This window comes from Micromonospora sp. NPDC005220 (genome assembly GCF_040607895.1).
In the GTDB taxonomy this organism is placed as follows: domain Bacteria; phylum Actinomycetota; class Actinomycetes; order Mycobacteriales; family Micromonosporaceae; genus Micromonospora.
The window spans coordinates 1-26,563 of the sequence record NZ_JBEXHP010000052.1; the positions used below are offsets into that span (position 1 = coordinate 1).

A 26,563-nucleotide genomic window follows, 5' to 3' on the forward strand; every position below is an offset into this window, starting at 1 on the left:
CTCTTCTTCTACCTATTCTTTACACCCCCCGGTCCACATGATCCCCCCCGTGGGGGGCCCGGCGGCCCCCCCCCGGGGGGGTGGGTGGGCGGGACGACCCGGTCACTGTCTGGCACTATTCCGGATCCGCGACCGCGACCAGCGCGGGGCGCAGCAGCCGCTCACCGAGCTGGTAGCCGCGTCGCATGACCTGTACGCAGGTCGGCTCGCTGACGTCGGCCGAGGTCTGGTGCGCGACCGCCTCGTGCCGGGTCGGGTCGAACGGGTCGCCCTGCTCGCCGAAGGCGTTCAGGCCGAACTTGCCCAGCGCGGTGGTGAGCTGTTCCGCCACCGTGCCGAACGGCCCGACCAGGTCGCCGTGTTCCCGGGCCCGGTCCAGGTCGTCCAGGATCGGCAGCAGCGCGGCCAGCACCGAGCCGGTCGCCTGCTCCTGTACGAGGCTGCGGTCACGGTCGACCCGCTTGCGGTAGTTGGCGTACTCCGCCGACACCCGCTGCAGGTCCCTGGTCCGCTCGTCGAGCTCGGCCCGGAGCGCCTCCAGCTCGGCGCCGAGCGGGGTGCCGGTGCCGGTGCCGCCGCCGTCCTCGACCGGCTGTGCCGGGGCGTCCACCACCGGCGGGCCGGACGGTACGGGCCCGTCGGTGGAGTTGACCTCGACCTCGACCTCGTCGACCACGACCTCGGTGTCCTCGACCAGACCCTCGGCCGGTGCGCCGGTCTCCGCGTCGGCGGCGCTTCCCTCCGGCTCGGCGGTGTCGACGAGCTTGCGGTTGTTGCGGATGACGACCCGCTCCCCGTCGCCGGTGGTCGGCTCCGTGGTCGCGGAGCCACCCGGCGTCGACCCGGTGTCGCCTGGGTCGGCGGCTCGTGGCTTCTGCGTCATGCGGCTACCTCATCCCCTTAGCGGTGGAAACGTGTCGGAGGCCGACGGTCACTTCTTGCCGTCCTCGTCCACGATTTCCGCGTCGACCACGTCGTCGGCGCCGCCGCTCTGCGCGCCGGTCGCACCGGTCGCGCCGGTCGCACCCGGGCCGGGCTCGCCGCCCGGCTGCTGGCCCTGCTCGGCCTGCTGCGAGTAGAGCAGCGAGCCGGCCTGCTGGGAGACCTGCGCCAGCTTCTCGTGCGCGGACTTGATCTTCTCGATGTCCTGACCGCCGAGGGCGCCGCGCAGCTCGCCGAGCGCCTCGTTGAGCTGCTCGCGGTTCTCGCTGGGCAGCTTGTCGCCGCTCTCGGCGAGGAACTTCTCGGTCTGCCACTGGAGCGCCTCGGCCACGTTGCGGGTCTCGGCGTCGTCGCGGCGGCGCTTGTCCTCCTCCGCGTGCTCCTCGGCGTCCCGGCGCATCCGCTCGATGTCGTCCTTCGGCAGCGAGGAGCCGCCGGTGATCGTCATCTTCTGTTCCTTGCCGGTGCCCAGGTCCTTGGCGTGCACGTTGACGATGCCGTTGGCGTCGATGTCGAAGGCGACCTCGATCTGCGGCACGCCGCGCGGCGCCGGCGGGAGGCCGGTCAGCTCGAAGGTGCCGAGCTTCTTGTTGTAGGCCGCGATCTCCCGCTCACCCTGGAACACCTGGATCAGCACCGACGGCTGGTTGTCATCCGCCGTGGTGAAGACCTCGGAGCGCTTGGTCGGGATGGTGGTGTTGCGCTCGATCAGCTTGGTGAAGATGCCGCCCTTGGTCTCGATGCCCAGGCTCAGCGGGGTCACGTCGAGCAGCAGGACGTCCTTGACCTCACCCTTGAGCACACCGGCCTGGAGGGCGGCGCCGACGGCGACCACTTCGTCCGGGTTGACGCCCTTGTTGGGGTCGCGGCCGGTGAGCTGCTTGACCAGGTCGGTCACGGCGGGCATCCGGGTCGAGCCGCCGACCAGGATGACGTGCTCGACGTCGGAGATCTTGATCCCGGCGTCCTTCACGGCCTGCTCGAACGGGCCCTTGCAACGGTCCAGCAGGTCCTGCGTCATCCGCTGGAACTCGGCGCGGCTGAGCGTCACGTCGAGGTGCAGCGGGCCGGCCGCGCCGGCGGTGATGTACGGCAGGTTGATGTTGGTGGTGGTGGCGGCGGACAGCTCGATCTTGGCCTTCTCGGCGGCCTCACGGAGCCGCTGGAGGGCCATCTTGTCCTGACCGAGGTCGATGCCGTGCTCACCGCGGAACGTCTTGACCAGGTGGTCGATGATCCGCTGGTCCCAGTCGTCGCCACCGAGGTGGTTGTCACCGCTCGTCGACTTGACCTCGATCACGCCCTCGGCCAGCTCCAGCAGCGACACGTCGAAGGTGCCGCCGCCGAGGTCGAAGACCAGGACGGTCTGCTCCTTGGAGCCCTTGTCCAGCCCGTACGCCAGGGCGGCCGCGGTCGGCTCGTTGACGATCCGCAGCACGTTGAAGCCGGCGATCTCACCGGCCTCCTTGGTGGCCTGGCGCTGGCTGTCGTTGAAGTAGGCCGGGACGGTGATCACCGCGTCGGTGATCTGCTCGCCCAGGTACGCCTCGGCGTCCCGCTTGAGCTTCATCAGCGTCCGGGCCGAGATCTCCTGCGGGGTGTACTTCTTGCCGTCGATGTCGACGGACCAGTTCGTGCCAACCTCGCGCTTGACCGACCGGATCGTCCGGTCCGGGTTGGTGACCGCTTGGCGCTTGGCGACCTCACCGACGAGCACCTCGCCGTTGCGGGCGAACGCGACGATCGACGGAGTCGTCCGCGACCCCTCAGCGTTGGCGATGACGGTGGGCTCACCGCCCTCGAGAACGCTGACGCAGGAGTTCGTCGTGCCGAGGTCGATACCGACCGCACGTGCCATGTTCGCTTCCTCGCTTCGTAAGGTTGTGCAGGTGACGGGCGTCGCCCGTGGGCTGCTGGCGAGCACCGCCCGCAGCGGGCCCGACCATAAGTTGAGTGAACTTGACTCAATAGTGCCACGCGTTGGCCAATCGTCAAGTTGACTTGAGTCACCCCGACGCAACCCAGCCGTTATTACCGTCCGGTTGTCTTCCCTTGCATCGGTCGGGCACGCTTTAGCGGTGACGACGCACGGCGATCCCGCCACCCGTTCCGGCGCGCCCGCCGTCGCAGCCCGCACCGACCCGCCGGACGCCGCGGAGGAGCCGCCCGCCACCACCGGGGACGACAGCCTCCCCGGCGCACTGTCGGGCCTCCGGGAGGCGATCGGCGCGACCCGGTATCCCCTCGCGCTGCCCTCTGCCAGCTCCGCCCGGCACACCGCGACCACCCTCACCGACCAGCTCGACGACTACCTGCTGCCCCGACTCGCCCGGCTGGACGCCCCACTGCTCGTGGTGGTCGGCGGCTCCACCGGCGCGGGTAAGTCGACCCTGGTCAACAGCCTGGTCAAGGCCCGGGTCAGCGCCGCCGGCGTGCTCCGGCCGACCACCCGCTCCCCGGTGCTGGTCTGCAACCCGTCCGACGCGGCCTGGTTCCGGCAGGGTGACCTCCTGCCCGGCCTGACCCGCACCACCGAGCCGAGCGAAGACCCACGCTCCCTGCACCTCGTCACCGCCCCGGCGCTGCCCGCCGGGCTGGCCTTCCTCGACGCACCCGACATCGACTCGGTCGTCGACGCCAACCGGGCGCTCGCCACCCAGCTACTGGCCGCCGCCGACCTGTGGCTCTTCGTCACCACCGCCGCCCGGTACGCCGACGCGGTGCCCTGGGAGCTGCTGCGCAGTGCCCGGGCGCGCGGCGCGGTGATCGCCATGGTGCTGGACCGGGTCCCCGCCGAGGCCGCCGACGAGATCGCCGCGCACCTCACCGAGATGCTCGCCGAACAGGACCTCGGCCGGGCGCCGCTGTTCGTGTTGCCGGAAACCTGGGTCGACGGTCAGGGGCTGCTGTCCGAGGGAGTGACCGCGCCGCTGGCCGACTGGTTCGCCCGGTTGGCCGCCGACGCGGACGCCCGGGGTGCGGTGGTCCGCCAGACCCTCGACGGGGCGCTGGCCGCACTCCACCCCGCCGTGGAGGATCTGGCCGACGCCGCCGACGAGCAGCTGGCCGCCGCCGACGGGCTGGACGAACGGGTCCGGGCCGCGTACCGGGGTGCCGAGCGCACCGTCGAGCAGGGGCTTCAGGACGGCCGGCTGCTCCGCGGCGAGGTGCTCGCCCGCTGGCAGGAGTTCGTCGGCACCGGCGAGCTGTTCCGCACGCTGGAGGCTCGGATCGGCCGGCTACGGGACCGGGTCGTGGCCGCCGTCACCGGTCGGCCGGCACCCGCCGTCGAGCTGCGCCACGCCATCGAGTCCCAGCTGGTGACGCTGCTGCGCGGGGTGGCCTCGGAGGCCGCCGAATCCGCGTACACCGGGTGGAAGGCCCATCCGGCCGGCGCCGGGCTGCTCGACCCGGCGCTCGCCCACCCGAGCGACGATTTACCCGAACGCGCCGAGCGCATGGTCCGGGACTGGCAACGCGGAGTGCTGGAGCTGGTCCGGGTCGAGGGCGGTGACAAGCGGTTCGTGGCCCGCACCGCCGCGTACGCGGTGAACGCCACCGGGCTGGCCGTGATGATCGCCGTTTTCGCCTCCACCGCGTTCATCCCGACCGGGCTGGAGTTGGCCACCGGGGCCGGCACCACGGTCGCCGCGCAGGCCGTCCTCCAGGCGATCTTCGGCGACCAGGCGGTGCGTACCCTCGCCGCCAAGGCCCGCACCGAGCTGCTGGCCCGGGTGCGGACGCTGCTGGACGCGGAGGCCGACCGCTTCCTGAGCCGCACCGCCGAGGCCCGCCCGGCCGCGGACGCCGGCGACGGGCTGCGCCGGGCCGCCGGCCGGGTCGAGCTGGCCCGGCATCGCAGCGGGCTGTCCGCCGGCGACGAGGAGGGTTTCCAGTGAGCAACATCGCCGGCCGGGTACGCGAGGTGTTCCGCGGGGACCAGCGGGTCGACGCCGACGCGCTGATCGCCCGGCTGGACGCGGTACGCCGGTTCCTGACCGCCGTGGACGGTCTGCTGCCGGACGCCGACCTGGTACCCGCGCACACAGTGGTCGAGCGGGCCGGCACCCGGCTGGAGCTGTCCCGGGACCACACCGTGGTCGCCCTGGCCGGTGCCACCGGCAGCGGCAAGTCCAGCCTCTTCAACGCGTTGGCCCAGCTGGAACTCTCACCGGTCGGGGTCCGCCGGCCGACCACCGGCGTCACCCACGCCTGCGTGTGGGGGCCGTTGGAGGGCGCCAACCATCTGCTCGACTGGATCGGCGTGCTGCCCCGACACCGCTTCGTCCGGGAAAGCGCCCTGGACGCGGACGACGAGACGGCCCTGCACGGGCTGATCCTGCTCGACCTGCCCGACTTCGACTCGGTGCAGCGATCCCACCGGCTCGAGGTGGACCGACTCCTCGGCCTGGTCGACCAGGTGGTCTGGGTGGTCGACCCGCAGAAGTACGCCGACCGGGTCATCCACGACAGCTACCTGCGCGAGTTCCACCGGCACCGCGACGTCACAGTGGTCGTGCTCAACCAGGCCGACCGGTTACCCCCGGCCGAGGTGCCCCGGGTCCTGGACGACCTGCGCCGGCTGCTCGACACGGACGGGCTGACCGGTGTGCCGCTGCTGGCCACCACCGCCATCGATCCGGCCGGGATGGTCGGGCTGCGCGACGCCCTGGAGCGCACCGTGGCCGAGCGGCAGGCCGCGTTGCGCCGGCTCGCGGGCGACGTCGACACGGTCGTGGCCGGCCTGGACGAGCTGGTCGGTTCGGCCCGGCCGGCGGGTGGGCCGGACGACGCGGCTGTGGCCGGGTTGAACCGGGCGTTGGCCAATGCTGCCGGCGTGCCGGCGGTGAGCGAGGCGGTCGAGCGGGCGTACCGGCACCGAGCCGGCGCAAGCACCGGCTGGCCGGTGGTCCGGGGCTGGCGGCGGTTGCGACCCGACCCGCTGCGTCGGCTGCACCTGCCCGGCCCGGCCGGCGCGGACGCCGACCCGTCGGAGAGCCTGGTGGCGGCGACCTCGGTGCCGGACGCGACGGTCGCGCAGCGCTCTGCCTTGGGCCTGGCGATCCGCGCGGTGGCCGACCGGGCCGCCAACGGCCTGCCCGCCGCCTGGCCGACGGCGGTGACCTCGGCAGCCCGGTCCCGCCTCGACGACATGCCGGACGCGTTGGACCGCGCGATCGCCTGCACCGACCTCGGCCTGAGCCGTCAGCCGGTGTGGTGGCGGGTCGTCGGCGGTGTGCAGTGGCTGGTCACCCTTGCCGCCGTGGTCGGCCTGGGCTGGCTGGTGCTCGGCTACGCGCTACGGGCTCTCGGCCTGCCCGCGTTGGACAACCCGATGGTCGGGCAGGTGCCGATGCCCACCCTGCTGCTGCTCGGCGGCCTGCTGGCCGGGCTTCTGGTGGCAGCGCTGACCCGACCGGTGGTGCGCTGGGCAGCCCGGAGGGCGCGGGCCCGTGCTCGGCAACGGCTGACGGTCCGGGTCGCCGAGGTGGGCGAGGAGTACGTGCTGACACCGGTACGGGTCGTGCTCGGCTCATACGCGCAGGCCCGGGACGCGCTGCGAGACGCCGGACGCCATTGACGCTTCGCACGGCCCGCTGGCGCTCTCCGTAGGCCCACAGCGGCGTAGGGTCGGACCATGGCCACGCCTCAGACCCCCTACGACGCGGTGCTGCACGCCGCACGCGACGTGACCAAGCTGGAGTCCGCCCTCGACGCCGAGATGCTCGGCAGCGCCCTGCTGGGCAGTGTCTACGCGATCGCGGAGACCGACCGCGACGCCGCCGTACGGGAGTTCGTCACCGGCTTCCTCGCCGCCACCGCCCGCCGCAGGGTCGCGGCGGCGACCACCATCCGGCAGGTCTTCGCCACCCTCGTGCCGGCCGCCGAGGGCACTGAGCGGGTGCGTCCGGGCAGCCAGGCGCCCAGCTGGACGACCCAGCTCGGCCGGGTGCACCTCACCGGCGCCTGGGCGTACGGCGACGTGTACGGCGACCAGACCTCCTACCTCGCGACCTTCGCCTACGACGACGAGTCCGGCGGCTCGGAGCACGCGCTGGTGGCCCTGGTGGACCACAACATCGGGATCACCAAGGACATCTTCGTGGGCGGGCCGGCCGAACGGATCCTGGACCAGGTCCGGCAGATGTGCGCCGACGACGAGTTGACCTGGTTCCGGACCGAAGATCCAGCCCGGCTCCGGGGCGAGGTGGCCCGCCATCTGGCGGTCACCGACGACCTGGGCGAGCTGCCCGGCGAGGGGTCGCTCGCCACCGACCGGGCGTTGGTCGGGGCCCGGCTGGCGATGCTGCCCACCGCGGCCGACCCGACCGGTCCGGCGGAGGTCGAGCCGCTCTCCGCGGCCGAGCGCACCGACCTGGTCCGACGGTTCCTCGCCGCGCCGGAGGCCGTCCGCTTCGGGCTGGACGCCGTCGATGGCCCCGAGCTGGCCTCGCTGCACTTCTGCCTGAGCCTGCTGCTGGACCACTCGGCGAGCTTCCCGGACGCCGACCCGATGCGCTGGAGCCCTGCGGTGTCCGGGCTCTTCCTGCTCGACTGGGTGCACCGCCGGGCCGTGCTGGACATGGACGACGCGGCGATGCTGCCCCGGGTGCTGCGGGCCTGGGCGCGGTACGCGTCGCGCCAGCGCGGGCTGCCCGAGGCGGCGACGACGCGCACCGACGAGGCGATCGAGGAGATGGTGCCGGAGTTCGCCCGGCTCTACTCGACCGGTGAGCGGCGCAGCGCGGCCACCGCCGCGGTGGCGCAGCTGATGGCCGACGGCGTGGACCCGGACGACCCGGCCGCACTGGACGCCTGGATCGAGGCGAACCGGCACCGCCTCGCCGACGACGGCGCCTGACGACGTCCGAGGGTGGGCGGCTGCGCGCCGCCCGCCCTGCGCCGCCGGCCGTGGGGCTGCCAGCGCCCGGCCCGTCTAGCGCAGTGGGCCGAAGACCGCCGCGGCGATCAGGGCGCCGAGCGCACCTCCGGCCAGCACCTGCGCCACCGTGTGGTCCCTCAGCCGTACCCGCGACCAGCCGACCACCGCCAGCAGCGGTGCGGCGACTACCAGCCGCGTCCCGAAGGTCAACATCAGGATGACAAGTGTGCCGGCGGCCACCGCCGAGTGGATCGACATCTTCCACCAGTGGCTGACCGACACGGCGACGACGAGGCCGACCAGCCCGGCCACCGCCAGCGCCAGCACCGGGCGGGGCGCCCCGAACACGGCGAGCAGGGCGAGCCCCGCCGCTACCGAACCGAGGCCGACCAGCAGCGGCGCCCGACGCTGCTCCCGACGGCCGATGTGGTGGTCGGTGAGCCGGCCGCGGCGTACCCCGCCGATGATGTAGGCGAACGGAATACCCGTGACGAAGAGAGTGGCGAGCAGACCCCAGGCGAGGCCCTGACCGGGGCGGCGTGCGCTGTGCCAGCTCACCGTGAGGATCAGCAGCGACACGAGCACCGCCGGTGCGGTCAACTCGGTGACCAGCCGGGCGATCCGTAACCCCGGGCCGGGTCGGGCGGTGACCGGGCGGAATTCCGCACCGCCGCCCACGCCACCCCCTCCGGTACGCGCCTACCGCCGAACACCGCCGAACACCGCCGACGCCGAACGGGCCGGGTCTGATGGTCACCGTACCGCTGGCGACACCGCGAGGTGCATCGGTCCGGGCAGCGGTGCCGGGCGGACGCTGGGCGGCGAGGCGACCGCCGACGGCGACGGGATCGCCGGGCTGGGCCGGCGGGTCGGTACCGCCGGCGGCGTGGGTGTCGGGGCCGGGACGGACCGGGTGCTGGTCGGCACGGCGGTCGCCGTCACGTCGTCGCCCGGCGTGGGTGTCGGACCCAGCGTCGGGTCCAGTGTGGGCGTCGGGTCCGCCGTCAGGGTCGGGGTCGGATCGGGGTCGGCCGAGCCGGTCGGAGCCGGGTCGGTCGGAGCCGGGTCCGGCGGATCGGTCGGGTCGGTCGGACCGGGGTCCGGCGGGTCGGTCGGGCCGGGGTCCGGCGGGTCGGTCGGGCCGGGATCCGGCGGGTCGGTCGGGCCGGGGTCCGGCGGGTCGGTCGGGTCGGAGCCGGTCGGCGGCGGAGCGACGGGCGGGGGCGCCGGCGGCGAGGTGCCCCGGGTGGGTTTCGGCGCCACCGGCGGGGCGGCCGTCGGCAGGCCAGGCCCGGGATCGGCCGCGGCGCGCCCTTCCCCTGGGCGGCGCGGGGCGGCGGGCAGCCAGCCGCTGGTCGGGCCGACGCTGGGTGTGCCGAGCGGGAGAAGCGGTGGTTGGCTGGTCATCGGCAGCGGGATCACCACCGGCCCGACGGACGGGGTCGGGATGAACGGCGTGCTGCTGTCCGGCAGGGCGGTGCTGCCCGGGGTGGCCGAGCCGGCGCTGATCGCGGCGAGGATGGGCATCGACGCCGTGCCGGCCAGCAGCGCGACGGTGAGCAGGTACCCGCGGGTGGGGCTACCCGCACCGGGGGCCCGGTGCACGCCGACCATCCGGCGATAGCCGTCGGCTGACCGGTGCCGACCAAGCGCTGGTGTGCCGGGACCGTCAGCTGGCTCGTACACCGCACACCCCTTGTCGTCGGCCGTCGGAGGACATGGATGGACGCCGCCGGGGGCAAGAACCCGACAAATAACCCGATAGGCGCGATCCTGCGGAATCAGCCTGGCGCAGTCACCCTGCGTCAGCCAACCTCCACCGCGTGTCGACACGCGGTGCTGGCCGAACGGTGACAAATCGTGCCGCAACGCCTGGGAAACGCGAGCCGGCGTGATGGCGACAAACGGCGTCAAAGCATGGGCGGTCGGATTGCGGGGGCAGGCGTACTGTGGGCGCGCTCACGTGCTCTGCAAATATGGAGCACGACGGCAACGCAGCCGCGACCTCCGCGCACCCCCGCGGCAGGCGCGGCCCGGCGCCGGCGCTCCCGATCCGGGTTCGGCCAGAACCCGGCTCACGCCGCGCGGCAACCCCCACCGGGGCTAGGCGCGGCCGCCAGGAACCGGTCCGGCAGCAGCCGGACAGGCGCACGAGTTGCGTGGCCGGGTGACCCCCCGGTGCCGACGCAGACACGACAGGGAGAGACCGATGGCAAAGGGCGACCCCGGGGGCACCACCCGCAGCAGGCGGGCAACTCCCCGCTCCAGAAAGGGCGCGGCCGGCAACCCCGAGCTGGTGCAGCTGCTCACTCCCGAAGGCGAGCGGATCGACAGCGCCACCGGGCCGGACGGCACCGAGTACCGCGTCGACTTCACCGACGAGGAGTACCGCGGTCTCTACCGCGACCTGGTGCTGGTCCGCAAGCTCGACGCCGAGGCGACCGCACTCCAGCGCCAGGGCGAGCTCGGCCTCTGGGCCAGCCTGCTCGGCCAGGAGGCCGCCCAGGTCGGCTCCGGGCGGGCGCTGCGTACCCAGGACATGGCCTTCCCGACCTACCGGGAGCACGGCGTCCTCTACACCCGGGGCATCGACCCGATCATGCCGCTCGGCCTGTTCCGCGGTGTCGACCAGGGCGGCTGGGACCCGAACGAGTTCAAGTTCAACATGTACACCATCGTCATCGGCGCGCAGACCCTGCACGCGACCGGCTACGCGATGGGGATCACCATCGACGGCAAGACCGGCACCGACGACGGCGAGGCGGCGATCGCCTACTTCGGCGACGGCGCCACCAGCCAGGGCGACGTGAACGAGGCGTTCGTCTGGGCGAGCGTGTTCAACGCGCCGCTGGTCTTCTTCTGCCAGAACAACCAGTACGCGATCTCCGAGCCGCTGGAGCGGCAGACCCGTGTCCCGCTCTACCAGCGGGCCGCCGGCTTCGGCTTCCCCGGCGTACGGGTGGACGGCAACGACGTGCTCGCCACGTACGCGGTCACCCGCACCGCGCTGGACAACGCCCGCCTCGGACAGGGCCCGAGCCTGATCGAGGCGTACACCTACCGGATGGGCGCGCACACCACCTCCGACGACCCGACCCGTTACCGCATCGCCAGTGAGGTCGAGGCGTGGCAGGCCAAGGACCCGATCGCCCGGGTCAAGGCCTTCCTGGAGAAGCAGCAGATCGCCGACGCGGGCTTCTTCGCCGAGGTCGACGAGCAGGCCCGCCGCGAGTCGGTGCACCTGCGCGAGCGGGTGCTCGAGATGCCGAACCCGGAGCCGGTGACGATGTTCGACCACGTCTACCCCAACGGGTCTCCGCTGCTCGACGAGCAGCGCGCGCAGTTCAGCCGCTACATGGAGTCGTTCGAGGGGAGCGCCCACTGATGGCCACGGAGACGCTCACCCTCGGCAAGGCCCTCAACACCGGTCTGCGCCGCGCCCTGGAGAACGACAGCAAGGTCGTCATCATGGGCGAGGACGTCGGCAAGCTCGGCGGCGTCTTCCGGATCACCGACGGTCTCCAGAAGGACTTCGGCGACCAGCGGGTGATCGACACCCCGCTGGCCGAGTCCGGCATCATCGGCACCGCCGTCGGCCTGGCCATCCGCGGCTACCGACCGGTCTGCGAGATCCAGTTCGACGGCTTCGTCTACCCGGCGTACGACCAGATCGTGTCGCAGGTGGCGAAGATGCACTACCGCTCGGGCGGCAAGCTCAGCATCCCGATGGTCATCCGGATCCCGTACGGCGGCGGCATCGGCGCGGTGGAGCACCACTCCGAGTCGCCGGAGGCGTACTTCGCGCACACCGCCGGCCTGAAGGTGGTGACCTGCGCCAACCCGCAGGACGCGTACGTGATGATCCAGCAGGCCATCGCCTCGGACGACCCGATCGTCTTCCTGGAGCCCAAGCGGCGCTACTGGGAGAAAGGTCAGGTCGACCTGGACGCGCCGCTGTCCGACGCGTACCCCCTGCACTCGGCCCGGGTGGTGCGGCCCGGCACCGACGTCACCCTGCTGGCCTACGGCCCGATGGTGCGGACCTGCCTGGACGCGGCGACCGCCGCCGCCGAGGACGGCCGGGAGCTGGAGGTCATCGACCTGCGCTCGCTCTCGCCGCTGGACCTGCGGGCGGCGTACGAGTCGGTGAAGCGCACCGGCCGCGCGGTAGTGGTGCACGAGGCGCCGTCCAACATCGGCCTGGGCGCCGAGTTGGCCGCCCGGATCACCGAGGAGTGCTTCTACTCCCTGGAGTCGCCCGTGCTGCGGGTGACCGGCTTCGACACCCCCTACCCGGCCGCCCGGGTGGAGGAGGAGTACCTGCCCGACCTCGATCGGGTGCTCGACGCCGTCGACCGCACCTTCGGCTGGTGAGCGAGATGTCCCGGATCAAGACGTTCAACCTGCCCGACCTGGGCGAGGGGCTGACCGAGGGCGAGATCCTGGCCTGGCTGGTCAAGGTCGGCGACACCATCGAGCTGAACCAGCCGATCGTCGAGGTGGAGACGGCGAAGGCGGCCGTGGAGATCCCGGCGAAGTGGGCCGGGCAGGTGCAGGCGATCCACCACCCGGAGGGCACCACGGTCGAGGTCGGTACGCCGATCATCGCGATCGACACCGACCCGGGGGCCGGCCCGCTGGAGACGCCGTCGACCACTGCCATGTCCAGCGATGACCTGCCCATCCCGTCGGCGGCTTCGCTGGCGGCGGTGGAGGTGGCACCGGCCGAGGGCATGGTCGAGCCGGGTCTGATCGGCGGTCCAGCCCCGGGCGGGCGGACGGCGGTGCTGGTCGGCTACGGCCCGCGGACGACCGCCGCGAAGCGCCGCCCCCGCAAGAACGCCGTCCCCGCGCAGGCCGTGGCGGCTCCCGCCACCCCTGCTGGGGTCGATCATGGAGTTGTGGTGGGTGACAAACCAGCCGCAACCTCCATGATTCCGGCACCACAAGTCCATGATCGACGCAATGGGGCGAGCGGCGGGGCGAGCGGCAATGGGGCGAGCGGCGGCGGGGTCGTGTTGGCCAAGCCTCCCGTGCGGAAGCTCGCCAAGGACCTCGGTGTCGACCTCGGCACGCTGACCGGGTCGGGGCCGCTGGGCTCGATCACCCGGGAGGACGTACAGCAGGCGGCGAGCGGTCCGGCGGCCGAGCCGGTCGCGGTGTCGTCGGCGACGACGAGCGCCGCGAGCTTCGGCGCGGACCGGGAGCAGCGCATCCCGGTCAAGGGCGTCCGCAAGCTCACTGCCGAGAACATGTCCCGCTCGGCGTTCACCGCCCCGCACGTGACGGAGTTCCTGACCGTCGACGTGACCCGGTCGATGAAGGCGCTGGACCGGCTGCGCGGCCGACGGGAGTGGCGCGACGTACGGGTCTCGCCGCTGCTGCTGGTGGCAAAGGCGGTGCTGCTGGCGGTGCAACGGCACCCGATGGTCAACTCGACCTGGGCGGGCGACGAGATCGTGGTCAAGGAGTACGTCAACCTCGGCATCGCGGCAGCCACCGAGCGCGGTCTGATCGTGCCGAACGTGAAGGACGCCGGCCGACTCTCGCTGCGGGAGCTGGCGGACGCGCTGACCGACCTGGTGCAGACGGCGAAGTCCGGCCGCACCTCGCCGGCGGCCATGTCCGGCGGCACCCTGACCATCACCAACGTGGGCGTGTTCGGGGTGGACACCGGCACACCGATCCTGCCGCCGGGTGAGTCCGCGATCCTGGCCTTCGGCGCGGTGCGGGAGATGCCCTGGGTACACAAGGGCAAGGTCAAGGTTCGCCAGGTCACCACTCTGGGGCTGAGCTTCGACCACCGGATCATCGACGGTGAGCTGGGCTCGAAGTTCCTGCGGGACGTCGGCGACTTCCTGACGGATCCGGAGGCGGCGCTGCTCGCCTGGACCTGATCGTTCCGAACGCCAGCCACGGCCGGTGTGCCACGGGTTAACGCCCGGCACACCGGCCGTGTCCGTTGGGCGACGGAACCGTCGGCCAGGAAGCCTGTTGACCTTTGATTGTTAGGCAGGTGTCTCAGCTCACCTAATAATCGATGGAATTTCGCCGGCTTCTGCTGTTGAATAGATGCATCAGGGGCTGACAACCGAATAGCTAGGGGGACCCCCAATGAGCATGATCGAGCGAATCCGCAACCACCGCGACGCCACCCGCCGCGCCCGTGCCATCGAGCACGCGCTGCGCTCGGCGAACTCGCCGGCAGTTCGCGAAGAGATCCTCGTCATCGCCCAGCGTCACATGAGCTGACGCTCCACGACATTCCTCATCTCCTCCAGATCGATGGCCCACCCGGCCCACCGGGTGGGCCATCGGCGTTTCCCAGCCACCCACCACCGGGATTCCGCCCTGCCGCAGCGCCCGGTACGGTGGGCTTCGGTCGCCGCCCGCCGACCCGGCAGAGGCCGAGCCGACAGAAGCTGCTCGACACCAACCGGCCACGGTGAGTGACGACCAGTGCTCCTTGGACGTGTGGTGCCACCACCCGATACCGTGCGGGGAGCCGGCACAGCGGTACGCCGGTGACGCCGGCAGCCACGCCGAGGAGACCGATCGGCACCGGCGAGCCGACATGTGATGGAGGAGGCGCACCCATGACGTCCGAGGGCCCGCACCGCCCCGGCCAAGAGCCGGACGAGGTGTCACCGGGCGCCGGCGGACCGGCGCCGTACGGCGACCGCCCGGCGCAGCCGGACAACGGCCAGAACGCCGCCGGCCCCGACCTTGGCTGGGCACCCCCGCCCCCGACGCGGCCCAACCCGTCGGCGCCGGCATGGGCGGCCCAGTCCGAGCAGCCGCCGGCCCCCGCCTGGGGTGCCGCCGCCGCTCCGCAGCCCAACGACCCGGCGCAGCCCGCCTGGGCCGCCGGCGGTGGCGCGACTGAGCCGCCGCAGCAGCAGCCCGGCGGGTGGCCCGGTAACGACGGCGCGCCGGCTCCGGCGCAGCCCGACCCCTGGGCCGCGCAGCAGCAGGGCTGGACGCCCGCCGAGCAGAGCGCACCCGCGCCGACCTGGACCCCGAACGCCCCCGCGGAGCAGCCGGACTGGGTGCAGGTCCAGCCGGCCGCGCGCGGCGCCGCGCAGGTTCCGCCGGCCACCGCCGCCTGGCCCGCCCAGGAAGACCCGGCCAACGCCGGCGGCTGGGGTGGCGCGGCGCAGGCAGACCCGCCCGCCAACGACTGGCGAGGGGCCGACTCACCGCAGGCCACCGGCTGGTCCGGCGGCGCCCAGCAGGACCAGGCCGCCGGCAACGGCAACTGGCCCGCCAGCGGCGCCGCCCGGGACGACCAGCCGGTGTGGACTCCGGCGGAGCAGCCGCCGCCCGCCTGGGGCCAGCCCGCCGAAGCGACCGAGCAGCCCGCCCCCGGCTGGGGTCAGGCCGCCCCGCCGAACGCCGTCCGTGGCGCTGCCCAGGTCCCGGCCCCGACGACGAACTGGCCCGCGCAGGACGACCCGGCCAACTCCGGCGGGTGGGCCGCACAGCAGCAGGCGCAGCCCGCAGGGTGGAACGACGGCAGCGACGCGCGGCAGGACCAGCCCGCGCAGCCGGCCGCCTGGGGCGGCGCCGAGGGCCGCCCACAGCAGCCCGACTGGGTGCTCTCCCAGCCGGAGCAGCCGACCGAGCGGCCGGAGCAGACAGGGTGGACGCCTGCGGAGCAGCGCGGCCTCCCCGCCCGTGCCAGCGCCAGCGTGCCCACCAACGACGGCGCGCCACACTGGGCCGCCAGCCCGGACAACGCCGCGCAGGGCAACTCCGGCGGCGTACCCGAGGTCGAGCCGTGGGCCCCTGGTGAGGTGTGGGGTCGCGCAGAGGCCGAAGCTTCCGCCCAGTCCCGTGGCGGTTGGGAGGCGGACCGGGGCGACGAGGCGCCGGCCTACCAGCCCGGCCCCGCCCCGGGCATCTCGCCGGCGAACGCGGTACCGCTGCCCCCGCAGGAGCAGCGCGTCCCGGGTGCCAGCCTGGCGGCCGTGCCACCCGCCGACTACGCACCGCAGGCCCAGTTCGCCCCGATCCCCGAGCAGCCCGCCTACACCGAGCGGGAGACCCCGGACGCCGCCGCCCAGTACGGTGGCCGCGCCGAGGACCCCTCCACGAACGGTGCTGTGGTGCCCGCCCCGCGTACCTCTCCGGAGTCCGGAGCGGGCCGCGCGGTCGTGCCGACGTCCGACGCCGAGTCGGCGGCCGGTGCGGCGGCCCGGGCCACGGCGAGCGCTTCGGTGCCGCTGGCCAGCCGGGTGATGCCCCCGACCGACCAGGCCATCCGACCGACCGGCACGGCCAACCCGCAACCCCGGGTGTACGGCCGCCCGGCTCGACCGGAGCCGGAGCCGCAGGCGTTCCAGGGCGACCCGGGCGGCGACCGCCAGGGTGCTCCGGAGTGGCAGAACGAGGCGCAGCGGCCGGCCACGCCCGACTGGCAGAACGAGGCGCCACGGCAGATCGCGCCCGACTGGCAGAACGAGGCGCAGCGGCCGGCCACGCCCGACTGGCAGAACGAGGGGCAGCGGCAGATCGGGCCCGGCTGGGGCGGCGAGTCCCCGGCCGATCCGCGCTTCGACGACCGGCAGCCCGCACCGAACGCGTTCAACGAGGCCCCGTCGGCGCCGCCCGCGTTCCCGCCCGGTGTGCCGTCCTTCGTCGACGCCCCCGGCAACAACCGGCCGGTGAACGGCGTTCGGCCGCACGCCGGTGCCGAGGCGCCGGCGGACCAGTTCGGCGGCCCGGGGTCGCCTGCCGCCGGTGCCGCCACCGTGAACGGGACGTCCACCTTCGGCGGGTCGAACTTCGGTGGCCCCGGCTCCGGCGGGCCGGACTTCGGCGGACCAGCGACCGAACCGGTGCCGGGCGGCGGCTTCCCGCCGTCATTCCCGCCTCCGTCGCACCCCGCGCCGTCCTGGGGCCAGGAGACCGGCCAGTCGGATCAGGGCCGGTTCGACGCGTTCAAGCCGGACGCCGACGAGCCGAAGGTGGAGCCGCCGACGCCGAAGGTACGCAATGGCCGGGTGCTGGCCGCGGTGCTGATCGCCGCGGCGCTCATCCTGGCGGTGCCGCTCGGCCTGCTGCTGCTGCTCGGCAAGGTCGGCGGGGACGACACCCCGGCCTTCGACCCGGCGGTCGGCACCTGCGTGAAGCAGTCCGGGCAGGGAGGCGCCTCGGCGGCCGACTGCGGCGAGGCGGGCGCGTTCACGATCGTCTCGAAGGTGGACGCCAAGGAGAAGTGCACCGACACGACGCAGCCCCACGTGGTGCTGCCGGGCGAGGGCACCAACCGGGTGCTCTGCCTGAAGCCGGCCACGAAGTAGCTCCACCGACGGCGGGGTCACGGGCAACCGTGGCCCCGCCGTCGTCGTACCCGAGCTCTTTGGGCACTCCTTGATCGTTGGCAGCTGAGCGACCCGACACGCCGAGCACCGCGCCGCTGAGCTGCCAACGATCGCCACGATGGTGCCGAGCAAGGCCAAGAAGGTTCGCCGAAGCGCCGGGAGCGCGACGGAGGCGGCGCGGGCTGGGACGCCGTGTCGTCCGGGTCACGGCAGCCGGAACTGCGAAGCGTGGCAGTCTGGCAGGCATGGGAACGACAGCGCGCGTACGTGCACCCGAACTGCGGGGCCGGCAGTGGCTCAACACCGGCGGCCGGAACCTGACCTTGCAGGACCTTCGCGGCAAGATCGTAATCGCCGATTTCTGGACGTTCTGCTGTATCAACTGCCTGCACGTGCTCGATGAGCTGCGCCCGCTGGAGGAGAAGTACGGCGATGTGCTCGTCGTGATCGGCGTGCACTCGCCGAAGTTCGAGCACGAGAAGGACGCCGACGCGCTCGCCGCCGCCGTGGAGCGGTACGGGGTGCACCACCCCGTTCTCGACGATCCTGAGCTGGACATGTGGCAGCAGTACGCGGCGCGGGCCTGGCCGACGCTGTCGGTGATCGACCCCGAGGGTTACGTGGTGGCCACCATGGCCGGCGAGGGGCACGCCGAGGGGCTGGCCCGACTGATCGACGAGTTGGTCGCAACCCACGAGGCCAAGGGAACCCTGCACCGGGGCGACGGCCCGTACGTCCCGCCGCCGGCGCCGGAGACCGCGCTGCGCTTCCCGGGTAAGGCGGTGCTGCTGCCGAACGGCAACCTGCTGGTCTCGGACTCGGCCCGGCACTCCCTGGTGGAGGTGGCCCCGGACGGTGAGACGCCGGTGCGTCGGATCGGCTCGGGCGAGCGGGGCCGGGCGGACGGACCGGCCGCCGCGGCGACGTTCTCCGAGCCGCAGGGGGTGTGCCTGCTGCCCACGCACGTGGCCGAGGTCGCCGGTTACGACCTGGTGGTGGCCGACACGGTCAACCACCTGCTGCGCGGCGTACGACTGGCGTCCGGCGAGGTGGTCACAGTGGCCGGCAGCGGGCGGCAGTGGCGCGCCTCGGTCGACGACCACGCCCACGACGCGCTCGCCGTGGATCTCTCCTCCCCGTGGGACCTGGCCTGGTACGACGACAAGCTGATCATCGCGATGGCCGGTATCCACCAGCTCTGGTGGTTCGACCCGATCAAGCGGACCGCCGGCATGTACGCCGGCACCACAGTGGAGGCGCTGCGCGACGGCCCGTTGACCGAGGCGTGGATGGCCCAGCCGTCGGGGCTCTCCGTCTCCGCCGACGGCACCCGGCTCTGGGTGGCCGACAGCGAGACCAGCGCCGTCCGGTACGTCGAGAACGGTGTGCTGGGCACCGCCGTCGGGCAGGGCCTGTTCGACTTCGGGCACGTGGACGGCCCGGCGGAGTCGGCGCTGCTCCAGCACCCGCTGGGCGTGTGCGCGCTGCCGGACGGCTCGGTGCTGATCGCGGACACGTACAACGGGGCGGTGCGCCGCTTCGACCCGGCCAGCAACCAGGTCTCCACCGTCGCCGATGGTTTGGCGGAGCCGAGCGATCTGGTGCTCACCCCGTCCGGCGAGGTGCTGGTGGTGGAGTCCGCCGCACATCGGTTGACCCGACTCGCGCCGGGTGCCCTGTCGGCGGCGGGTGCCAGCACGGTGGACGGGCCTCGGCACCGCACCGAGCGCAAGCCGACCGACGTCGCGGCCGGTGAGGTCACCCTGGACATCGTCTTCACCCCGGCGCCGGGGCAGAAGCTGGACGAGACGTACGGGCCGTCGACCCGGTTGGTGGTCTCCGCGTCCCCGCCGGAGCTGCTGGTGGAGGGGGCCGGCACGGGCACCGAGCTGTCCCGCCGGCTGGTGCTCAACGGCGAGGTCACCGCGGGGGTGCTTCAGGTGACCGCCCAGGCGGCGACCTGCGATGCGGACGTCGAGCATGCGGCGTGCCACCTGACCCGGCAGGACTGGGGCGTACCGGTGCGGGTGGTCGACGGGGCCATGACCCGGCTGCCGCTGGTGCTGCGCGGCCTGGACGCCTGACCTGACCTTCAGAGGCCCGGTGGGGCCGCTGAAGGTCAGGCGAACGGGGCCACTGTGATGCCGGCGTCGATCAGGGTGGCGCGGACCAGTTCGGCGGCGGAGACCGCGCCCGGGGTGTCGCCGTGCACGCAGATCGAGTCGACCGAGCAGGGGATGACGGTGCCGTCGATGGCCACCACGCTGCGTTCGGTGGCCATCCGCGCCGCCCGCTCGGCCACCTGCTCGGGGTCGGTGATCACCGCGCCGGGGGTGCCGCGCGGCACCAGCGTCCCGTTGGGCAGGTAGGCGCGGTCGGCGAAGGCCTCGGCGACCACCGGCAGGCCCGCGCCGACGGCGAGTTGGGCGAGCGTCGAGCCGGGCAGGCAGAGCACGGGCAGCTCGGGGTCGTAACCGCCGACGGCGGCGACCACCGCCGCTGCCTGGGACTCGTCGATGCTGGCCGCGTGGTAGAGCGCGCCGTGCGGCTTGAGGTAGCGGACCCGGGTGCCGAACAACCGGCAGAACGCGTCCAGCGCTCCCAACTGGTAGGTCACCTCGTCACGCAGCTCGGCGAAGTCGTACGCGATGTGCCGCCGGCCGAAGCCGGCCAGGTCCCGGTAGCCGACCTGCGCGCCCACCGCGACCCCGTGTCGGGCGGCGCCCTCGCAGACCCGCCGCATTGTGGACGGGTCGCCGCCGTGGAAGCCGCAGGCGACGTTCGCGGAGGTGACGAGGCTCAGCAGCGCCTCGTCGTCGCCGAGCCGCCAGATGCCGAATCCCTCGCCCAGGTCAGCGTTGAGGTCCATGGAATCTGACGGTAGTCCCTGGCCGGGCCTGCGCGAGCGGGGTCACGTCGGTGACCACCCCGATGACGGGGTATCCACCGGTGGTCGGATGGTCCGCGAGGAAGATCAGGGGTTGACCGTCCGCCGGCACCTGCACCGCGCCGAGCACGATGCCCTCGCTGGGGAGTTCGCCCGCCACCGCGCGGGGCAGCGCCGCGCCGGCGAGCCGCGCGCCGACCCGGTTGCTCACCGGGCTGATGGTGTACGCGCTGCCGAAGAGCCGGTCGAACGCGGTCGGCGTGAACCAGTCCTCGCGAGGCCCGGGGCCCAGCATCAGGTGCAGCTCCGACGCGGGGTTGGCGCAGACCGTCGAGTCCACCGGCGCGGGTGCGTCGACCGGCTCGCCGAGCGGCAGCCGGTCGCCGTCCCGCAACGGAGGCGGGCCGAGCCCGGAGAGGGTGTCGGTGGCCCGGCTGCCGAGCACCGGTGACACGTCGATGCCGCCCGCCACCGCCAACCAACTCCGTACGCCCCGTCGGGCCGGCCCGATACGCAGCACCGTTCCGGCCGGCACGCTGAGCGGGCGTCCGGTGTCACCGGGTCGAACACCCGCCTGGACCGGCACCTCGGCACCGGTGACCGCCACCGTGCTGGCCCGGGTCAGCCGCAGCGTGCAGCCGGTGAGGGTGATCTCCAGGCCGGCGGCGTGCTCCGGGTTGCCGACCAGTCGGTTGGCCAGCCGCAGGGCGGCCGGGTCGAGAGCGCCGGATCGGGGTACGCCCAGGTGCGCCCAGCCGGGGCGGCCCAGGTCCTGCACTGTGGTGAGCGCACCGGCGCGGAGCACCTCGATGGCGGCCGGGTGGGTCACGCCACCACCATCCGGACCGTGGTGCCCGGACCGAGTCGGGCCGGTGGGTCGGCGGCCACGTCGAACAGCACCAGGTCGGTCCGACCGACCAGCTGCCAGCCGCCCGGGGACGCGCCCGGATAGATACCGGCGTACGGGCCGGCCAGCGCGACCGAGCCGGCCGGCACCCGGGGGCGGGGCGTGGCCAGCCGGGGCAACGCCAACTCGGCGGGCAACCCGGTCAGGTAGGGAAAGCCGGGGGCGAAGCCGCAGAACGCGACCCGGAACCGGGTGCTGGTCAACCGGTCCCGCACCGCCGACACGTCCACGCCCCAGTGCTCCGCCACCGCCGGCAGGTCCGGCCCGTCGAACGAGACCGGTACCACCACCTCCGCCGCATCGTCTTCTTCGGCGTCGTCTTGGTCGGCGTCGTCTTGGTCGGCGTCGTCTTGGTCGGCGTCGTCTTGGTCGGCGTCGGCTTGATCGGCGTCGGCTTGATCGGCGTCGGCTTGATCGGCGTCGGCTTGATCGGCGTCGGCTTGATCGGCGTCGGCTTGATCGGCGTCGGCTTGACCGGGGCGGGTGATCGCGGCGGTGACGGCGGACGCCCATCGGGTCAGCTGCTGGGCCGTGGCGGTCGGGTCGGGCAGGCCGTCGAGCAGCACGGTCCGGGCCGCCGGCACGATCTCCACGGCGATCAGGTCGCCCCGCTCCCGACGCCGCCACAGCTCGGCCCGCCACGCTTCGACCAGCGCGGCCTCGGGGACGTCGGCGGGGGTGGTGCAGTCGAGTAGCAGGGCGTGCGCCCCGACGGGTCGGATCCGCATCCGCTCATCCTCGCCGATGTCACGCCGATCCGGTGTTCACGTTGACGGTGCTCGGTGTCACCAACACCACTACTTACAAGTAACCTACGGTGCCGTAACCTGACTGGGTGACCACCTCCGCACCGCTTCGCCTGAAGCCGGTCGACATCGGTAAGCCCCGGATGCGCGGCTGGCTACACACGTACGCCTTCTTCGTCGCAGTGGTCTGCGGCATCGTGCTCTGCTCGATCGCCGCCACCCGACCGGGGTGGGCGCCCCTGGTGAGCTGCCTCATCTACAGCCTGACGGTCTGTGGGCTCTTCGGCACGAGCGCGCTGTACCACCGTCGGGTGTGGTCGGAGCGCGGCTACCAGGTGATGCGCCGGATGGACCACTCGATGATCTTCGTGTTCATCGCCGGCACGTACACACCGCTCTGCGTGATGCTGCTCGAACCCCGGCCGGCCACCGTGATGCTGGCCCTGGTCTGGGGCGGCGCGCTGGCCGGCGTGGCGGTCAAGCTGGCCTGGCCGCACGCGCCGCGCTGGGTGTCCGCTCCGCTCTACCTGGCGCTGGGCTGGGTAGCCGTGGCCATGCTGCCGGAGATCCTGCACGGGGGCGGCGTCGCGGCGCTGGTACTGCTGATCGTCGGTGGCGCGATCTACAGCATCGGCGCGGTCTTCTACGCGTTGCGCCGGCCCAATCCGTGGCCGACCGTCTTCGGCCACCACGAGTTCTTCCACGCCTGCACCCTGCTGGCCGCGCTCTGCCACCACATCGCGATCTACTTCGCACTGTTCGCCTGATCAGCAGCCGGGACGCGGGCGGCGGCCGAGGCGCAGGCGACAGCCGGGGCGCAGGCGACAGCCGGGGCGCAGGCGGCAGCCGGGGCGCAGGCGGCAGCCGGGGCGCGGGCAGCGGCCAAAGCACAGGCGCGGCCAGAAACGGCAGGGGCCCAAGCGCGCCCGACGAACGCAGCCCGGCGCGAACACAGCTCGGCCGCAACGCAGCCCGGCGCAATGCAGCCCGGCCATTTGGTACGGCAACGCCGCTGGGCGAGAAACGCCACGGCGGCAGCCGCCATGATCGTGCTCGATCAAGGATGTAGTGGCCTCGATCGCCCCGCGAGAGGCCTACTTCCTAGATCGAGCACGATCTTCGGCATCGCCGCTCCCGCCGGGGCGGGCCCGCGCCTCAAGATCCGCTCAACTTCGGGGAAACTGCTGCCTCAACCCGCCCTCAGACAGCAGTTTCCCCGAAAGTGTGCGGATCTTGACGGGGTGATCGGACGGTCGGGGCGGCGTGGCCCGGTGGACGGGTGGCCCGGCGGCGGACGGCGAGGTGGCCGGGTGGTGGCGGCCCCTCCCGGGTGCCCACGACGCGGGCGCACACCCGAGCCGGGCGCACACACGAGCCGGGCACACACCAAGCCGGGCACACACACGAGCCGGGCGCACACACGAGGCGGGTCGGAACGCGAGCCGGGGCCCCGCGACGCTGCGGGACCCCGGAGTGTGCGAGCGAGGATCAGACCGGTCGGCCCGGCCTACGCACCTCGCGGTACTCCTGCACGACCTGGTCGGTCTGGACCGGAACGACCCGGTCGGCCACCACGCGCTCCTCGCGTACCGGTGCGGCGACCACCGTGCGGCGGCGGCTGCTCCAGAAGTAGAGGGTGGCGAGCAGGCCGGCGACGCCGGCGAGCATCAGCACCCAGCCGACCACGGACAGGTCAAGCCAGCCCAGGTCGGCTTCCACTGCGAACGCGAAGATCGCGCCTAACGCGATCAGGAAGATGCTGCCACCAATGCCCATGTCTCGCTCCTCGGCTCTAACCTGGCGTACGTCGCGCCGCGGCCGTCGGTAGGGGTGCGGCATCCATCGACTTACCCAGGCACGGAGATCGCCAATCGGGCAAGCTGGGGGCATGACGGACGTCGACCCCGACACACGGACACTGGTGTTGCTGCGGCACGCGAAGGCCGAGCAGGGCAGCGACGCGGCGGACGACGCCGAGCGGCCGCTCAGCGCACGCGGGTACGCCGACGCGGCTGCGGCTGGGGCCTGGTTGGCGCACCATGGGCTGCTGCCCGATGTGGTGATCTGTTCGGCGGCTCGGCGCACCCGGCAGACCTGGCACGGCGTGGCGATGGGGATGACCGGTTCGCCGCCGGAGGGTGGCCCGACCGGTCCACGGCCGACCGTCCGTTATGAGCCGGGGGCGTACGACGCGCACCCGGAGGAGTTGTTGGCGCTGGTCCGCACTGTGGATCCGGCGGCCCGTACGGCGTTGCTCATTGCTCACAATCCAGGCATATCACTGCTCTCTGCGTTCCTCGATCCGGAGGGCTTGGACGACGAGGGGTTGCGCACCGCCGAGTTGGCGGTGCACCGCTGCCCGTCCGGCTGGGCGGAGTTGAGCAGGGCGGGCGCGCCGCTCACCGCCCGGCACACGGCACGCGACTGAGCCACCCGCCGGCGATCGGCGGGTGGCTCAGGGGTACGCGTCCAGGTTGTGCGGGGATCAGGACGGCGGCGCCGTTGGTGGCGGCGGGTCCGGCGGTGGCGGCATCATCGCCGTCGGATGAGACAGCCGGTTCTCCTCCACGATGAGGGTTCGGGCCCGCTTGCGCCGGTCCTGCCAGAACCAGAGGGTGGTCAGCAGTACGGCCAGCCCGGCCAGGATGAACACCCAACCGACCGCGCGTACGTCGATCCACCAGACGTTGGCTCTCAGCGCGAAGGTCAGAATCGCGCCGATCGCGATGAGAAAAATACCGCTTCCTACACCCATGTGCGCTGCACTCCCCCGTGCGGTGGCTCTGGGCGTTCCCTTTCGAGGTCACGCGACGGTTACCCGCCACGCCAGCGGCATACCCGGCCGGGCTCGGCCAATACGTGGGGCCAATACGTGGGCGCCGCCAGGGTGAGACGCCGACGGCCGGCGGGGCGGAAACCCCACCGGCCGTCGCCGTCGGTGCCGAGTGGTGCGACCCAGAACCGTCACATGTGCCGTGGCACGCTCAGAAGACTTCCTCCGGGAGGTCCATGATGTCGAGGTCGGTGCCCTCGATGATCCGCCGGTCGGCGCCGATGCGGGGCAGCACCTCACGGGCGAAGAAGCGGGCGGCGGCCACCTTGCCGGTGTAGAACGCCTTGTCGCTGGCGGACACTTCGCCGGCCAGCGCCTTCAGCGCCACGTCGGCCTGCTTCTGGAGCAGCCAGCCGACCACCAGGTCGCCGATCGCCAGCAGGAACCGCCGGCTGCTCAGCCCGACCTTGTAGAGCGCGCGGGTGTCGCCACCCTGCGCCTCGCCCAGCCAGCCGGTCATCACACCGAGGATGTTCTGGACCTCGCCGAGGGCCTTGCCGAGCGCCTGCCGCTCCTCCTTGAGCTGGCCGTTGCCCGCCTCGGAGGAGATGAACTCCTGGATCTCACCGGCGACCGCCATGAGTGCCTTGCCGTTGTCCCGCACGATCTTGCGGAAGATCAGGTCGAGGCTCTGGATGGCGGTGGTGCCCTCGTACAGGGTGTCGATCTTGGCGTCCCGGACGTACTGCTCCAGCGGGTAGTCCTGGAGGAACCCGGAGCCGCCGAAGGTCTGCAGGGCCTCGTGCCCGAGCAGCTCGTACGCCCGCTCCGAACCGACGCCCTTGACCAGCGGCAGCAGCAGGTCGTTGACCCGCTTGGCCAGCTTGGTGGCCTTCTCGTCGCCGGCCGCCTCGGCGATGGCGACCTTGTCCTGCCAACTGGCGGTGTAGAGCACCAGGGCGCGCAGACCCTCGGCGTACGACTTCTGCAGCAGCAGCGAGCGGCGTACGTCCGGGTGGTGGGTGATGGTGACCCGGGGGGCGGTCTTGTCGGCCTGCTGGATCAGGTCGGCGCCCTGCACCCGGTTCTTCGCGTACTCCAGTGCGTTCAGGTAGCCGGTGGAGAGGGTGGCGATGGCCTTGGTACCGACCAGCATCCGGGCGTACTCGATGATCATGAACATCTGCCGGATGCCGTCGTGCTTGTCGCCCAGCAGCCAGCCCTTGGCCGGTACGCCGTGCTCGCCGAAGGTCAGCTCGCAGGTGTTGGAGACCTTCAGGCCCATTTTGTGCTCGACGTTGGTGGCGTAGACGCCGTTGCGCTCGCCCAGCTCGCCGGTGGTCTCGTCGAAGTGGAACTTCGGCACCACGAAGAGCGACAGGCCCTTGGTGCCGGGGCCGCCGACGCCCTCCACGCCCACCGGGCGGGCCAGCACGTAGTGCACGATGTTGTCGCTCAGGTCGTGCTCGCCCGAGGTGATGAAGCGCTTGACGCCCTCGATGTGCCAGGAGCCGTCCGGCTGCTGCATTGCCCGGGCACGACCGGCGCCGACGTCCGAGCCTGCGTCCGGCTCGGTGAGCACCATGGTGGAGCCCCACTGCTTGTCGATGAAGAGCTTGGCCCACGCCTTCTGCCGCTCGGTGCCCTCGACGTGCAGCACGTGCGCGAAGGACGGGCCGGAGGCGTACATCCAGATGGGGGCGTTCGAGCCGAGCACCAGCTCGGCGAGCGCCCACCAGAGGGCGCGCGGCGCGTTGGTGCCGCCCAGCGCCGGCGGCAGGTCCAGTCGCCAGAACTCGGAGTCCATGAACGCCTGGTAGGACTTCTTGAACGACTCCGGCAGCGGCGCGGTGTGCGTGGCCGGGTCGAAGACCGGCGGATTGCGGTCGCTGTCCGTGTAGCTCGCGGCCAGGTCCTCGCGGGCGAGGCGGTCAAGCTCGGCGAGGAAGCTGCGGGCGGTGTCGGTGTCGAGATCCGAGTACGGCTCCTGGCCGAACGTCCGGTCCGCCCCGAAGACCTCGAACAGGTTGAACTCAAGGTCCCGCAGGTTGCTCTTGTAGTGAGTCATGCTCGCTGGCCCCGCTTCCGGACAGGTGTTA

The 26,563-nt window shown here is 72.7% G+C and carries 21 protein-coding genes; 11 read left to right on the top strand and 10 right to left on the bottom strand.

Going from position 1 to position 26,563, the window contains the following annotated elements:
- Positions 1–115: 115 nt before the first annotated feature.
- Positions 116–883: a nucleotide exchange factor GrpE gene (grpE, locus tag ABZU52_RS19635; RefSeq protein ID WP_354972436.1), complete on the bottom strand. Its 768-nt coding sequence runs from the start codon at positions 881–883 to the stop codon at positions 116–118.
- A gap of 48 nt (positions 884–931) precedes the next feature.
- Entirely contained in the window at positions 932–2,800 is a 1,869-nt protein-coding gene (gene dnaK, locus ABZU52_RS19640) for a molecular chaperone DnaK (protein ID WP_354972437.1), read from the bottom strand.
- Positions 2,801–3,020: 220 nt separating this feature from the next.
- Between dnaK and ABZU52_RS19645 the strand changes: the two genes are divergently transcribed.
- The 3 genes from ABZU52_RS19645 to ABZU52_RS19655 are packed head-to-tail and all read left to right on the top strand — an operon-like array spanning position 3,021 to position 7,804.
- Entirely contained in the window at positions 3,021–4,841 is a 1,821-nt protein-coding gene (locus tag ABZU52_RS19645; RefSeq protein ID WP_354972438.1) for a GTPase domain-containing protein, read from the top strand.
- A complete protein-coding gene (locus ABZU52_RS19650) occupies positions 4,838–6,523 on the top strand; it encodes a GTPase (RefSeq protein ID WP_354972439.1) in 1,686 nt (561 codons plus the stop codon). Before ABZU52_RS19645 ends, ABZU52_RS19650 begins: the two co-directional genes overlap by 4 nt.
- A 57-nt stretch (positions 6,524–6,580) precedes the next feature.
- Entirely contained in the window at positions 6,581–7,804 is a 1,224-nt protein-coding gene (locus ABZU52_RS19655; protein ID WP_354972440.1) for a hypothetical protein, read from the top strand.
- 75 nt (positions 7,805–7,879) lie between these two features.
- Here the strand turns inward: ABZU52_RS19655 and ABZU52_RS19660 are convergent, their stop codons facing one another.
- Together ABZU52_RS19660 and ABZU52_RS19665 are read right to left on the bottom strand one after the other, a co-directional pair.
- Positions 7,880–8,503: a phosphatase PAP2 family protein gene (locus ABZU52_RS19660; protein ID WP_354972441.1), complete on the bottom strand. Its 624-nt coding sequence runs from the start codon at positions 8,501–8,503 to the stop codon at positions 7,880–7,882.
- A 75-nt stretch (positions 8,504–8,578) separates the two neighbouring features.
- Positions 8,579–9,511 carry a hypothetical protein gene (locus tag ABZU52_RS19665; protein ID WP_354972442.1) on the bottom strand — a complete coding sequence of 311 codons (933 nt, stop codon included), beginning with the start codon at positions 9,509–9,511 and terminating at the stop codon, positions 8,579–8,581.
- A gap of 523 nt (positions 9,512–10,034) precedes the next feature.
- On the opposite strand from ABZU52_RS19665, the gene pdhA reads away from it, so the two are divergent.
- The 6 genes from pdhA (at position 10,035) to ABZU52_RS19695 (ending at position 19,235) form a co-directional block, all read left to right on the top strand.
- Entirely contained in the window at positions 10,035–11,210 is a 1,176-nt protein-coding gene (gene pdhA / locus ABZU52_RS19670; RefSeq protein WP_354972443.1) for a pyruvate dehydrogenase (acetyl-transferring) E1 component subunit alpha, read from the top strand.
- The gene (locus tag ABZU52_RS19675; RefSeq protein ID WP_354972444.1) at positions 11,210–12,199 is read left to right on the top strand and encodes an alpha-ketoacid dehydrogenase subunit beta; all 990 of its coding nucleotides are present in this window, start codon (positions 11,210–11,212) and stop codon (positions 12,197–12,199) included. The genes pdhA and ABZU52_RS19675 overlap by 1 nt, the downstream gene beginning before the upstream one ends.
- Positions 12,200–12,204: 5 nt before the next feature.
- Complete coding sequence (locus tag ABZU52_RS19680; protein ID WP_354972471.1) at positions 12,205–13,722, top strand: dihydrolipoamide acetyltransferase family protein; 1,518 nt, start codon at positions 12,205–12,207, stop codon at positions 13,720–13,722.
- Positions 13,723–13,939: 217 nt separating this feature from the next.
- A complete protein-coding gene (locus ABZU52_RS19685) occupies positions 13,940–14,077 on the top strand; it encodes a hypothetical protein (RefSeq protein ID WP_165435866.1) in 138 nt (45 codons plus the stop codon).
- A gap of 344 nt (positions 14,078–14,421) precedes the next feature.
- Positions 14,422–17,130, top strand: a complete 2,709-nt coding sequence (locus ABZU52_RS19690; RefSeq protein ID WP_354972445.1) for a hypothetical protein — start codon at positions 14,422–14,424, stop codon at positions 17,128–17,130.
- A gap of 266 nt (positions 17,131–17,396) precedes the next feature.
- Positions 17,397–19,235 carry an NHL domain-containing thioredoxin family protein gene (locus tag ABZU52_RS19695; RefSeq protein WP_354972446.1) on the top strand — a complete coding sequence of 613 codons (1,839 nt, stop codon included), beginning with the start codon at positions 17,397–17,399 and terminating at the stop codon, positions 19,233–19,235.
- Positions 19,236–19,270: 35 nt separating this feature from the next.
- Here ABZU52_RS19695 and ABZU52_RS19700 read toward each other — a convergent pair whose 3' ends face one another.
- The 3 genes from ABZU52_RS19700 to ABZU52_RS19710 are packed head-to-tail and all read right to left on the bottom strand — an operon-like array spanning position 19,271 to position 21,673.
- Positions 19,271–20,020 (bottom strand): 5-oxoprolinase subunit PxpA, encoded by a 750-nt coding sequence (locus ABZU52_RS19700; RefSeq protein ID WP_354972447.1) that lies wholly within the window; start codon positions 20,018–20,020, stop codon positions 19,271–19,273.
- Positions 20,004–20,867, bottom strand: a complete 864-nt coding sequence (locus ABZU52_RS19705; RefSeq protein ID WP_354972448.1) for a biotin-dependent carboxyltransferase family protein — start codon at positions 20,865–20,867, stop codon at positions 20,004–20,006. Before ABZU52_RS19705 ends, ABZU52_RS19700 begins: the two co-directional genes overlap by 17 nt.
- Positions 20,864–21,673, bottom strand: coding sequence for an allophanate hydrolase subunit 1 (locus ABZU52_RS19710; RefSeq protein WP_354972449.1), 810 nt, complete (start codon positions 21,671–21,673; stop codon positions 20,864–20,866). Before ABZU52_RS19710 ends, ABZU52_RS19705 begins: the two co-directional genes overlap by 4 nt.
- A gap of 107 nt (positions 21,674–21,780) precedes the next feature.
- Here ABZU52_RS19710 and ABZU52_RS19715 point away from each other — a divergent pair, with 107 nt between their 5' ends.
- Positions 21,781–22,458, top strand: a complete 678-nt coding sequence (locus tag ABZU52_RS19715) for a hemolysin III family protein (RefSeq protein WP_354972450.1) — start codon at positions 21,781–21,783, stop codon at positions 22,456–22,458.
- Between the two features lie 721 nt (positions 22,459–23,179).
- Here ABZU52_RS19715 and ABZU52_RS19720 read toward each other — a convergent pair.
- Positions 23,180–23,467 (bottom strand): DUF6458 family protein, encoded by a 288-nt coding sequence (locus tag ABZU52_RS19720; RefSeq protein ID WP_354972451.1) that lies wholly within the window; start codon positions 23,465–23,467, stop codon positions 23,180–23,182.
- A 112-nt stretch (positions 23,468–23,579) separates the two neighbouring features.
- Here ABZU52_RS19720 and ABZU52_RS19725 point away from each other — a divergent pair, with 112 nt between their 5' ends.
- Positions 23,580–24,119, top strand: coding sequence for a histidine phosphatase family protein (locus ABZU52_RS19725; RefSeq protein WP_354972452.1), 540 nt, complete (start codon positions 23,580–23,582; stop codon positions 24,117–24,119).
- A 57-nt stretch (positions 24,120–24,176) separates the two neighbouring features.
- Here the strand turns inward: ABZU52_RS19725 and ABZU52_RS19730 are convergent, their stop codons facing one another.
- Together ABZU52_RS19730 and ABZU52_RS19735 are read right to left on the bottom strand one after the other, a co-directional pair.
- Complete coding sequence (locus ABZU52_RS19730; protein WP_030332052.1) at positions 24,177–24,446, bottom strand: DUF6458 family protein; 270 nt, start codon at positions 24,444–24,446, stop codon at positions 24,177–24,179.
- Between the two features lie 229 nt (positions 24,447–24,675).
- Complete coding sequence (locus tag ABZU52_RS19735) at positions 24,676–26,532, bottom strand: acyl-CoA dehydrogenase (RefSeq protein WP_354972453.1); 1,857 nt, start codon at positions 26,530–26,532, stop codon at positions 24,676–24,678.
- Positions 26,533–26,563 lie beyond the last annotated feature (31 nt).

Coding starts and splice junctions, on each gene's coding strand:
- grpE (WP_354972436.1), bottom strand. CDS start 883: ATGACGCAGAAGCCACGAGCCGCCGACCCAGGCGACACCGGGTCGACG.
- dnaK (WP_354972437.1), bottom strand. CDS start 2,800: ATGGCACGTGCGGTCGGTATCGACCTCGGCACGACGAACTCCTGCGTC.
- ABZU52_RS19655 (WP_354972440.1), top strand. CDS start 6,581: ATGGCCACGCCTCAGACCCCCTACGACGCGGTGCTGCACGCCGCACGC.
- pdhA (WP_354972443.1), top strand. CDS start 10,035: ATGGCAAAGGGCGACCCCGGGGGCACCACCCGCAGCAGGCGGGCAACT.
- ABZU52_RS19675 (WP_354972444.1), top strand. CDS start 11,210: ATGGCCACGGAGACGCTCACCCTCGGCAAGGCCCTCAACACCGGTCTG.
- ABZU52_RS19680 (WP_354972471.1), top strand. CDS start 12,205: ATGTCCCGGATCAAGACGTTCAACCTGCCCGACCTGGGCGAGGGGCTG.
- ABZU52_RS19685 (WP_165435866.1), top strand. CDS start 13,940: ATGAGCATGATCGAGCGAATCCGCAACCACCGCGACGCCACCCGCCGC.
- ABZU52_RS19690 (WP_354972445.1), top strand. CDS start 14,422: ATGACGTCCGAGGGCCCGCACCGCCCCGGCCAAGAGCCGGACGAGGTG.
- ABZU52_RS19695 (WP_354972446.1), top strand. CDS start 17,397: ATGGGAACGACAGCGCGCGTACGTGCACCCGAACTGCGGGGCCGGCAG.
- ABZU52_RS19700 (WP_354972447.1), bottom strand. CDS start 20,020: ATGGACCTCAACGCTGACCTGGGCGAGGGATTCGGCATCTGGCGGCTC.
- ABZU52_RS19710 (WP_354972449.1), bottom strand. CDS start 21,673: ATGCGGATCCGACCCGTCGGGGCGCACGCCCTGCTACTCGACTGCACC.
- ABZU52_RS19720 (WP_354972451.1), bottom strand. CDS start 23,467: ATGGGCATTGGTGGCAGCATCTTCCTGATCGCGTTAGGCGCGATCTTC.
- ABZU52_RS19725 (WP_354972452.1), top strand. CDS start 23,580: ATGACGGACGTCGACCCCGACACACGGACACTGGTGTTGCTGCGGCAC.
- ABZU52_RS19730 (WP_030332052.1), bottom strand. CDS start 24,446: ATGGGTGTAGGAAGCGGTATTTTTCTCATCGCGATCGGCGCGATTCTG.
- ABZU52_RS19735 (WP_354972453.1), bottom strand. CDS start 26,532: ATGACTCACTACAAGAGCAACCTGCGGGACCTTGAGTTCAACCTGTTC.